The following is a 10,884-nucleotide window of genomic DNA, read 5'->3' on the forward strand; positions in this document are numbered from 1 at the left end:
TTTTTTAATGCTTTCCAGTACTCCCTGTTCATGGTGACAATATGAGAGATGGAAATATGTTGAGGACATACTGCCTCACATGCGCCGGTAAAAGTACAAGAGCCAAACCCTTCTGCATCCATTTGTGCGACCATGTTTTTGACACGCTTTACGGCTTCCATTTTACCTTGTGGCAGCATGGCCATGTGTGAAATTTTGGCCCCGGTAAATAGGGCTGCACTGGCATTTTTACAGGAAGCTACGCATGCTCCACAACCTATACAAGCTGCTGCATCGAAAGCTGCTTCCGCCGTATCATGATTGATCAAGATGCTGTTTGCTTCTGGCGCCTGCCCAGTATTGACACTGATATAACCGCCTTTGGAAATGATCCTGTCCAAGGCAGTCCGGTCTATGCAAAGATCCTTTTTGATAGGGAATGCTCTAGCCCGGAAGGGTTCTAAGTAAAGCACTTCCCCGTCTTTAAAACTTCTGAGGTGTGTTTGACAAGTGGTGGCATGCTTTTCGGGACTATGGATATGGCCGTTGATGACAAAGCCACATTGCCCACAAATTCCCTCTCTACAGTCAGAATCGAAGGCTACAGGATCTTTGCCTTCTTTGATCAATTTTTCGTTGAGATGATCCAGCATCTCGGGGACAGACATGTGGCTGTCCAAGTCATCCAAAAAGTATGTTTCAAACTTTCCTTTAGCAGTTCCGCTTTTCTGTCTCCAAATATGTAAGGTGAGTTTCATGTTATTTATAGCTTCTTTCTGTGAGTGGAATGGCTTCAAATTCCAGGTTTTCTTTGTGCAGGACTACTTTTCCTTCAGGTAGGCTTTCCCAAGCAGAAACATAAGCAAACTCCGCATCATTTCTTTTGGCTTCCCCTTCTGCAGTTTGATGCTCAACCCTGAAATGGGCTCCGCAAGATTCTTCTCTTTGTAGGGCATCTTCCACGATCAATTGTGCCAAACCCAAGTAATCTTCCACTCTTCCGGCCTTCTCGAGTTCGAAATTGATTTCATTCTCATTTCCAGGAATCAATAATTCTTGATAAAACTGTTGCTGTAAAGCTTGTAATTCTTCTTTGGCTTCTAAAAGCTGTTGCTTCTCCCGGGAAAGGCCGCATTTTTGATAAAGGATTTTCCCTAAGGCTTTGTGGAATTCCTCAGCAGTTTTATTTCCTTTGATCTCCAACAGTTTTTTGATCCTGTTCTGGCATGCTTGCAGTGCCATTTCTCCTGCTTGGGAAGGGCTATTAGTATTTGGCGTCAACCCGGCCAAGTAATTCATGATGGTGTGGGGAGCGATAAAATACCCATCCACACAGGCCTGAAGCAGTGAATTGGCACCAAGGCGATTGGCTCCATGATCCGCAAAATTTGCTTCACCTAGTACAAAAAGGCCTTCCAGATTACTCATCAATTCATAATCTACCCATAATCCTCCCATAGAGAAATGTGCTGAAGGTGAAATCATCATAGGTGTTTCATAGGCATTTATGCCGGTGATATTCTTGTACATGTCGAAAAGATTACCGTAGCGTTTTTTGATCACCTCTTTGCCTTCCCTTTCGATAGCATCTTTAAAGTCCAAATAGACCGCATTTTTCAATGGCCCTACCCCATGACCTTTATCAATTTGCTCCTTTGCTGCCCGGGAGGAAATATCCCTGGGGGCTAAGTTTCCATAAGAGGGATACTTCCTTTCCAAATAATAATCTCTTTCTGATTCCGGGATAGTATTAGGTTCCCGGGTATCTCCTGCTTTAAGAGGAACCCAGATTCTTCCGTCATTCCTGAGTGATTCTGACATCAGGGTCAGTTTGGATTGATAATCTCCCATTTGAGGAAGGGACGTGGGGTGAAATTGGGTCCAACTTGGTGCAGCGAAATAAGCACCTTTCAAATGTGCCCTCCAAATGGCCGTAGCATTGCAATTCATGGCCAAAGTGGATAAGTAGTAAATTTTTCCATATCCACCGGAAGCTAAAACCACCGCATCAGCCCTATGTGCTTCAAGTGATCCATTATCCAGGTTTCTACTGATGACCCCTTTAGCCTTACCTTCTTCCACAATCAGGTCCAACATTTCATGGCGGACATGTAACTTTACCTGCCCCACTTCAGATTGACGGATCAAGGCCTGATAGGCGCCTTGCAATAATTGCTGACCAGTTTGCCCTCGGGCGTAAAAAGTCCTGCTTACCTGTACACCCCCAAAAGAGCGGTTGCTCAAATAGCCACTGTATTCTCTAGCGAAAGGTACACCTTGCGCTACTGCCTGGTCAATAAGGGCTAAGGAGCATTCAGCCATTCTGTATACATTGGCTTCCCTTGACCTGAAGTCCCCGCCTTTGACGGTGTCGTAAAACATCCTCCAGACAGAGTCTCCGTCGTTTTTGTAGTCTTTGGCAGCATTGATGCCTCCTTGTGCGGCCACGCTGTGCGCACGGCGCGGGGATTCGTGAAAGGTGAAAACATCGACTTGGAACCCTAATTCGGAAAGACTTGCTGCTATAGATGAACCTGCAAGTCCGGTGCCTACCACAATTACTTTATACTTCCTTCTATTGGAGGGATTGATCAATTTGGCTTTTGCCTTGTATTGGGTCCACTTGTTTTCGATTGGCCCAGGGGGTACTTTGGTATTCAGCATTTTTATTTAAAAAACTAAGGGAAAATTAAACAGCGTGATCTCCTCCATTTAAATTCCCCTAAGGTGGATAATTTTTTATTCGTCTGACAATTCAAACCTGGCCAATGGTGCCATTTTGGCCCTATTGAGGCTTAAAATTCCATCAGCAATGCTATAATTGTCTGCGGTCTTCAACACCTCCATGAAAAGCCTTTCGGTTTCCATATCAGGACAGGCCATTAGTGTGCTTCCAGCTTGTCCAAATTTGATTCTATTGGCCTCCATCAATTCATATTGACCGAAGAAATTGTTACAGGTGTTATTTCCAGAAAACATACCTGTTTCCATATTGAATAAAATATGACCTGCTTTTTGCTCTTCTTTCTTTTCAATGGCTTTCCCTCTTAACTCAATCAATATCCAGTTTTTATCTTCCAATAGGTAGTCCGTCCTGTTTTTTTCCAATCGGTACATACTGGCCAAATCACCGGTTATCCGATTGCCTTCTTGGTCCAAATGAAAAAGTACATTTTCACCTACTTGATACATCTGACGCATTCCAGCTTCTCCGGGTAAGATCACTTTGCTCCCCTCATCATTCCATTGAAACTCCCCCTCATCAAAGAAGGAATTTTCATCCTTCCCGAGATATTTCATTGAGCGCTTGAAAGTACCATCCCTTTTTAAGGTAATGCTTGTTTCTATGCCTTCACAATCTGCACAGGGGGTGGTTCCTCTGTAAACCCCAAACCAATCCAGGCTATTTCGGCTATTATGTGCCATATCAGGGACGCTTAATGTAACTGCTTCGGCCATATCCGAAGATTCAGACTGGTCTTTGTTGCCGGAGCATGCCATCATTCCAACAAGTAGAATGAAAATAAATCGGTAATGTGTACTTGAAAAAGTTTTCATAAAACAGATTGTTGGTTTAAGGTTGAAATTTGTGTTTTTCTGTTAACTATTTGACAGTTAATTTAACCAATTTTTTTCACATCCGAAATCTGATCTCAACTAAAATAAGCCGGTGATATTTCCATCTGCATCAATATCAATGTTTTCTGCAGCTGGTTTTGAAGGCAGGCCGGGCATTCTCATGATGGTTCCTGCTATGGGCACGATAAAACCGGCACCTGCGGCAATATCAAACTCTCTGATTTTTATGGTAAAACCAGAAGGCTTATTGATCAATTTGGGGTCGTCGGAAAGAGAATATTGTGTTTTGGCTATGCAGACAGGTAATTTATCCAAGCCTATCTTTCCGAATAGCCTGATTTGTTGTTTGGCTTTCACGGAGTATTCTACATCCCCAGCTCCATAAATTTTTCTGGCTATACTTTCAATTTTTTGTTCAATTCCCCATTGAAAATCATAAAGGGGTGTGAAATTGCTTAACCCTGATTCTGCTGCTTTTTTTACTTCATGGGCCAGGTCTATAGCCCCTTCACCACCTTTTTCCCAAGCGTCGCAGAGTGCTACTTTTGCTCCTTGGCTTTGGCAAAAGTCTTTTACAATTTGCAGCTCTTCCTCTGAGTCTGTAGCAAAACGGTTGATGGCCACGACCGGTACCAGCATGAAGTGCTTCATGTTTTCTATATGTTTTTCCAGATTAGGCAAACCGGTTTTTACTGCTTCTGGATCTGGGTTTTTCAGTTCATCAAAAGGAATCCCTGCATGGCTTTTCAATGCCCGGATGGTAGCTACTACTACTGCAACGTCCGGTTTTAAATTGCCATATTGACATTTCAGATTTAGAAACTTCTCTCCACCAAGGTCTGAGGCAAACCCAGCCTCAGTGACTACATAATCGGCCAGGGAAAGCCCCATTTTAGTGGCAATGATGGAATTGGACCCTTGGGCGATATTGGCAAATGGTCCACCGTGTATAATGGCGGGATTGCCTTCGATGGTCTGTACCAAATTGGGCATGATGGTGTGTTTGAGCAATGCCGCCATGGCACCTTGCGCCTTTAATTGATTGGCGCGTACCGGTTCATCCTGATAAGTGAAGCCGACGATAATATTGCCCAGCTTTTCTTTTAGGTCCATCAGGTCCTTGGAAAGACAAAGGGCAGCCATTACTTCTGAGGCAGCTGTGATGTCAAAACCGGATTCACGGGGAACTCCCTGAGCAGGGCCTCCCAAGCCAATAACCAGATCCCTTAATGCCCTTTCATTCATGTCCATCACCCTTTTCCAGACAATTTTTCTTGGATCTATATTTAAGGTGTTCTTTTGATTGTGGATGTGATTGTCCAAAAGGGCAGCCAATAAATTATGGGCTTTTTCCACTGCCGCAAAATCTCCTGTAAAGTGGAGGTTGATGGATTCCATGGGGAGCACTTGGGCATATCCACCTCCTGCTGCACCACCTTTCATACCAAAAACAGGCCCGAGGGATGGTTCCCTGATCACCACAACCGTCTTAACGCCAATTTTATTCAACCCTTCCGCCAATCCAATGCTCGCTGTAGTTTTGCCTTCTCCCGCTTTCGTAGGGGTGATGGCTGTAACCAAGATGAGTTTCTTACCCTTGATTTTTTCCTCGTCAATCAATTTTAAAGGAAGTTTGGCTACATATTTTCCATAAGGCCTGAGGTCCCCTTCAAGAACTCCGAGTTTCTCAGCAATTTGGGCAATAGGGTGCATTTTGGATGCCCTGGCTATTTCTTGATCTGTTCGATACATATTGGTTTTTTTGGGTTAGGCGAAAATAGAGAAGTTAAACTCCACAAAACCTGACTTTTGACAGGGTTTTTAATGATAAAGATTTTTTTACTTAAAAACTTGGTTAGAAAATTATTTATTCTACATTTGTAGAACAAACTCTATAATAGTAGAATATGAATCTTTCCGCGACAGAAGAACAGCTCATGAATTTTATTTGGGAAAAGGGGACTGCCTTTATGAAGGATATTTTGGAGACTTATCCTGAGCCTAAACCTGCTACGACCACAATAGCCACTTTATTGAAGCGATTGACGGATAAGGGGGCTTTGGGCTTTAAAACCTATGGGAATTCGAGGGAATACTTTCCATTGTATTCAAAATCTGAGTATTTCTCAGGTAAGGTGAATCATTTGATCAAGAACTTTTTTAATGATTCTCCTTCACAGTTTGCCTCTTTTTTTACTAAAGAAACCAATTTGAGTAAGGAGCAATTGGAGTCGCTAAAATCCATTATTGAAGATCAAATTAAATCCAAGAAGCTATGATCCTATTTCTTATCAAATCGACACTTGCCTTGGGCTTATTTTATGGCATGTATCACTTTTTGCTTTCACGGGAAAGTATTTTCAAGTTCAACAGGTTTTACCTATTGACCGCTTTGGTCTTTTCCATTGCTTTACCCTTTATTCCAATGCCTCAGGTCATTCCTTCAGTGCAGGAAAAATCCAACCAAATTTGGAATCAATGGGAACTGAAACAACCGATTGTTGATTTGGAGGAAGCCAAGGTACCTACAGAGTTAAAAGAAGTACAAGAAAAAAGCTTAGCTCAGGTTGGAAGTCAAGAAAAAGAGGTTAACCAATCAAAAATATCCTGGGTTCAGGTTATAATTGCGATTTACTTTTTCGGATTGATGCTGTTTTCTACCAGATTTTTGCTGCAATTGATTGGCATGCGAAAGTTGCTCGAAAACAACTCCCAAATAGATAAGGGGAGCTACAGACTGGTATTGCTAAAAGAAGATTTACTGCCTTTTACCTTCCTGAATTACCTATTTGTTTCAAGGTCTCAACACCAAGCTTCAGGGATAGAGCCAGAAATTTTGGAGCATGAGTTGGCCCATATCCGGCAGAAACACAGTTGGGACATCTTATTTGTAGAAGTTTTGAAGTGTATATTCTGGTTTAATCCTTTGCTAATTTTGTATAAAAAAGCTATACAACTCAATCATGAGTTTTTGGCTGATGAACATGTCTTAAGGAAATTTGAAAACCGTGTTTCTTACCAGTATCTCTTGTTGAACAAAGTCTCTGACATATTTGGTTACCACGCCATGAGTAGTGCATTTAACTTTCGTATTACAAAAAGACGATTGATCATGATGGGAAAAGTATCCCATCCGATGAGGTTAACCTTTTTGAAATTAGGTAGCTTCTTCCTTGCTATGCTTTTATTTTTCACCTTAACTTCAAGTAGGGTAGGCAACGATCTGGGGTTTTTCATTTCTGAAGAAACTGATGGAGTAGAAAAATTTGAAAAATTACTTTCAGAAGGCTTTTCTGAGGAGAAGCCTTTTGTATTGGAGCTTCAAAAATTGAACCTGGAAGCTTTACGTCAAGTTTATTTTAACCTGAATGAAGAAGAACGAAATCAAATTTCTCACTTTCCTTTCTTTGACGAGGTCACCTATGAACAATTGCTTTTGTTACAAAAAGAATATCCAAGAGTGGTCACAACAATCACTTATTCCATTCCACCTGACAAGAAAGAAATCAAAGAAGAGGTTTTTGATTTATGGAAGAAAACCAAAAATGTTGAGTTGTTCATTGATGAGAAGGAGCGACCTTTTGAAACATTGAATCAATATGAGCGCACAGACTTTGCCTTTTTTGAAGTAAGGGAAACCTCGCCCAAGAAGTTTTTAAAGAAACCGGAGTATTCCATCAAATTGATGACGCATGATTTTTATCATCAGAAATATTTTGAAACACCCAGAACTATTCAAAGGATAAGCGCACGATATCCGAATTCTGACCAGGCTGAAGTATTTTATGCTTTGCGTTATATTATGATGGAAAATGGGAAAGTTTCTGAATTTATTCCTAAAAACTTTGAAGCTTCTATTTTTCATCATTTAAGGACTATAGATACTAAGGAGTTAGATTTTGATAATAGGAGAAGTACTATGAATTATGTCACGGGAGAGCAGTTTTCTATTTCCATTTTCAAGGATAATAAAAATCAAAGTAAGGTTTTTAGTTTCCCAAGTGTGACATTTTAATATGTCAAGTTGTGTCCACTCAGATTTTTTTTATAACGCACATCCGCTATCCAAGCAATTCAGTTCTGAAGCATGTGCGAACTGGATAAGTTTTAAAATTTAGAGGGTGAAATCGATTGGATAACCTCCTCTTTTCCCTTAAAATTCCTGTCAAAAAGTAAAGGATAATTGGTCCGTCCACGTACAGGCCAATTGTTCAGCCAGGAAGCACCGTCATGCAGTCCCCAGAAGGTTATGCGACTGATTTTGTCCTGGTGTTTAAGGAAGACCGAAAAAATATCCGTGTAGCGTTTTGCAAATTTATCGGCTATACTTTCTGACAGACCAGTGGTATAAGGGTTGAATTTTTCATCCAAAGCATAGTTTTTATTCAGGTCCGCTCCCTCATTTGCCCGAGGTCTGGGAAGTACATCCACATCGAGTTCAGTCACCATCACTTTGAAGCCTGCATTTGAAATTGCTATGATGGAAGCCTCAATCATCTCCACCGGTGGTGAATCCAACATATAGTGTCCCTGCATGCCGATTCCATCTACCCTTAACCCTTTTTTTCTTAACTCTTGAGCTAGGGCTATGGCAGCTTCTCTCTTTTCCGGTTTCCAAAGGTTGTAATCATTGTAATACAGTTCAGCCTCAGGGTCCATTTCATGGACTTTTTGAAAAGCTTTGAATATGTAATCTCTTCCTGTAATCTGATACCATTCAGACTCCCTATAGCTGCCATCATCCTCAAACACCTCATTTACCACATCCCAACCATGCACCTGGCCTTTGTATCGGCCGACCAGTGTTTCAATATGCTTTTCCATTCTCTCCAAAAGGGCCTCTTTCATGAGTGATTCTCCCATCTCATTTTGATATACCCATTTGGGTGTTTGCTGGTGCCAGACCAAGGTATGTCCGATGATAAAAGCGTTCATTTTTTTGCCCAACTCGACAAATTGATCCGCGGATACAAAGTTGTACCTGTCGGGTTCTGGGTGAATGGGACCCCATTTCATCATGTTTTCAGAAGTGATGCTGTTGAAATGTTTTTCCAACAAAGGCCAAGCTTGCTGTTCTTCCCCGGAAGCCTGTCGATAGCTGATGGCCGTGCCGATATAAAATGCATCTTTGAAAATTTCTTTTAACCTCAGACCATTATCTTGGCTGAATACAGGTTGGCAGATCAAAATACCTGCAAGGATCATAATTAATTTGAGTGATGCCTTCATCTTATATTCCGGGGACAAAGTTTCTTTTAAAATTTAGGTAGTAGTTCAGATCATGCTTTGGAGCTTCCACACCTTCAGGGAGTGGCATTTTAGAATACTGTCCAAAATACAAAAGGCAGGCATCTCTCCACCATTCAGCTTCATTCACTTGGATCTTGAGAAAAGAAGCAATATGCTTAAACCTGTCAGGATCTATTAATCCTTCTAATTTATTCCATTCTTGTTGCATCCATCGTGCCCCCTCTACTCCTTTTTGGTATGAAATTGCCAATTCATCCCAAAGGGTGTTTCCAGTGGAAAGTTTTTTATTCCATAGAACCCTGTGAAACCAAAGCAAAAATTCCAAAGGAATGGTTTCCGCATCTCCCCAAATCTCCTTCCATTCAGCGGCATATTGGGCCAATGCATTGCTTCCTGTTTCAGTCCTGTCAAAACCAATGCTGTCGCTGTTTGCTTTATGATAATAAGTGGCTGTCCAGTCATCCCTTCCACCTCCGGTAACCCAAGGTCCGGGTCCCCAGTGATGACTTCGGGCCATGATGTGGTGAAGTCCCAGGGGAGTCATGTAGTTGACCAAGATCTCGTAGGAATTCAACATGATCCCTTTCATGGTGTTAATGACTTCGGTATCATTGCTAAAGGTCATTCTGATCCAGTCCTCTGCAATCTTTTCAATGTTTTGCTCCGGGTTCCAGGCCAACTGCCCAAAGGCATACCAATCTGCTTGAGCAGTTTGATGCCCTGTCCAATTTCTGTCAGTACCAATGTTGGAGACACCAGCTATACCTGTCAGTTTGTAATCATGTAAGCTTCCATCCAACACTTTGCTGACAGTACTTCCAGGACCCTTCGCATAAGTATCGGATTGAAGCACTTCCTCCCACATGGAGGCCAGATTGACCCAGTGGGTATCCTGCCCCAAGTATTCTTTTGTGATCTGGAATTCCATCATCAAAGGCGTTTCGGGCATAGCCCCAAAAAGCGGATGAAAAGGCTCCCTGGGTTGAAAATCTAAGGGGCCATTTTTTACCTGAACGATGACATTTTCCCTGAATTTGCCATCCAGTGGTTTGAACTCATCATAAGCCTGCCTAATTCGGTCTGTGGGAGTATGTTCATTGTAAACAAACGCCCGCCACATGACAATGCCTCCAAAGGGTTGGACTGCATCAGCCAACATATTGGCGCCATCTGCTTGGGTCCTTCCGTAATTATGTGGGCCAGGCTGTCCTTCAGAATCGGCTTTGACCAGGAATCCTCCGAAATCAGGGATATAAGTGTAAATTTCCCGGGTTTTGTCTTTCCACCATTGTTGGACCTCAGGGTCAAGCGGGTCCGCGGTAGGCAGGTTGTCCAGAACCATAGGGGCATTGAACCTTGCGGTCAGGTACACCTTGATGCCGTATGGTCTAAAAGCATCTGCCAAAGCTGCTGCTTTTTCCAAATACTCTGGAGTCAAGACCAAGGCGTTGGCATTGACATTGGTGATGGAAGTACCATTGATGCCAATGGAGGCATTGGCCCTGGCATAATCGATGTACTGTTGGTCAATGTGACGGGGCAACCTGTGCCAGTTCCAGATGCTGAAACCGGCATAACCTCTTTCCACAGTTCTATTGAGGTTGTCCCAGTGATTCAAAAGTCTTTTTTGGATTTTCGGGTTTTCTATTTCGCTTAATTCTTCTAACTTTTCTCTTGTTTGGATTTTTCTCAAAAGGGCAAAAGTACCATAGAGGAGTCCAATGTCTGATTTTGAAGTAACAATGACTTTTCCTTTTTCAAACTGAAGTAGGTAACCCTCTTCTTCAATTAAGTCTGCTTTTTCTTTTAAGCTTAACTGGATCGGATCCGGTAAATCTTCGAATTTTGCGATCCATAACAGGGCAGCTGCTTTGTTTTCCAGATTCATGGATTCCATTTGTCGGTCAAAAAAACCTGAAAAAGCCAATTCTAATTCTTTTTTTAATACCCTATGGGTGGGAGATGTTCCTAAAACGACGGTGTTTTCAAGGTAATCTCCATAGTATTGGGTAATGGCCTTATTTTCAAACGGTAAGTATTGAAGCCAGAGTTTGTATCCGTCATTGGAAAATGAAA

The 10,884-nt window shown here is 42.0% G+C and carries 8 protein-coding genes; 2 read left to right on the plus strand and 6 right to left on the minus strand.

What is annotated here, in order from left to right; all coding sequences use genetic code 11:
• From B879_RS18680 to B879_RS18695, 4 genes are all read right to left on the minus strand, one after another.
• A partial coding sequence (locus B879_RS18680) for a succinate dehydrogenase/fumarate reductase iron-sulfur subunit (protein WP_040401191.1) occupies nt 1-737 on the minus strand: 737 nt, incomplete at its 3' end.
• A 1-nt stretch (nt 738) separates the two neighbouring features.
• Nucleotides 739-2,643 carry a fumarate reductase/succinate dehydrogenase flavoprotein subunit gene (locus B879_RS18685; RefSeq protein WP_009186776.1) on the minus strand — a complete coding sequence of 635 codons (1,905 nt, stop codon included), beginning with the start codon at nt 2,641-2,643 and terminating at the stop codon, nt 739-741.
• Nucleotides 2,644-2,718: 75 nt separating this feature from the next.
• Nucleotides 2,719-3,537, minus strand: coding sequence for a copper resistance protein NlpE N-terminal domain-containing protein (locus B879_RS18690; protein ID WP_009186777.1), 819 nt, complete (start codon nt 3,535-3,537; stop codon nt 2,719-2,721).
• Between the two features lie 99 nt (nt 3,538-3,636).
• Nucleotides 3,637-5,310, minus strand: coding sequence for a formate--tetrahydrofolate ligase (locus tag B879_RS18695; protein ID WP_009186778.1), 1,674 nt, complete (start codon nt 5,308-5,310; stop codon nt 3,637-3,639).
• A 155-nt stretch (nt 5,311-5,465) separates the two neighbouring features.
• Here B879_RS18695 and B879_RS18700 point away from each other — a divergent pair, with 155 nt between their 5' ends.
• Both B879_RS18700 and B879_RS18705 read left to right on the plus strand, forming a co-directional pair.
• Nucleotides 5,466-5,837, plus strand: coding sequence for a BlaI/MecI/CopY family transcriptional regulator (locus tag B879_RS18700; protein WP_009186779.1), 372 nt, complete (start codon nt 5,466-5,468; stop codon nt 5,835-5,837).
• Nucleotides 5,834-7,573, plus strand: a complete 1,740-nt coding sequence (locus B879_RS18705; RefSeq protein WP_009186780.1) for a M56 family metallopeptidase — start codon at nt 5,834-5,836, stop codon at nt 7,571-7,573. The genes B879_RS18700 and B879_RS18705 overlap by 4 nt, the downstream gene beginning before the upstream one ends.
• Nucleotides 7,574-7,665: 92 nt before the next feature.
• Here the strand turns inward: B879_RS18705 and B879_RS18710 are convergent, their stop codons facing one another.
• The gene (locus B879_RS18710; protein WP_040401194.1) at nt 7,666-8,787 is read right to left on the minus strand and encodes an endo-1,4-beta-xylanase; all 1,122 of its coding nucleotides are present in this window, start codon (nt 8,785-8,787) and stop codon (nt 7,666-7,668) included.
• Between the two features lies 1 nt (nt 8,788).
• On the minus strand, nt 8,789-10,884 hold a 2,096-nt coding region (locus tag B879_RS18715; protein WP_040401197.1), incomplete at its 5' end, for an alpha-glucuronidase family glycosyl hydrolase.

Origin of the sequence: Cecembia lonarensis LW9, assembly GCF_000298295.1 — a bacterium.
Classification (GTDB): Bacteria; Bacteroidota; Bacteroidia; order Cytophagales; family Cyclobacteriaceae; genus Cecembia; species Cecembia lonarensis.

What these genes read in the sequence shown, in the direction of transcription:
- B879_RS18685 (WP_009186776.1), bottom strand. Translation starts at nt 2,643, where the DNA reads ATGCTGAATACCAAAGTACCCCCTGGGCCAATCGAAAACAAGTGGACC.
- B879_RS18690 (WP_009186777.1), bottom strand. Translation starts at nt 3,537, where the DNA reads ATGAAAACTTTTTCAAGTACACATTACCGATTTATTTTCATTCTACTT.
- B879_RS18695 (WP_009186778.1), bottom strand. Translation starts at nt 5,310, where the DNA reads ATGTATCGAACAGATCAAGAAATAGCCAGGGCATCCAAAATGCACCCT.
- B879_RS18700 (WP_009186779.1), top strand. Translation starts at nt 5,466, where the DNA reads ATGAATCTTTCCGCGACAGAAGAACAGCTCATGAATTTTATTTGGGAA.
- B879_RS18705 (WP_009186780.1), top strand. Translation starts at nt 5,834, where the DNA reads ATGATCCTATTTCTTATCAAATCGACACTTGCCTTGGGCTTATTTTAT.
- B879_RS18710 (WP_040401194.1), bottom strand. Translation starts at nt 8,787, where the DNA reads ATGAAGGCATCACTCAAATTAATTATGATCCTTGCAGGTATTTTGATC.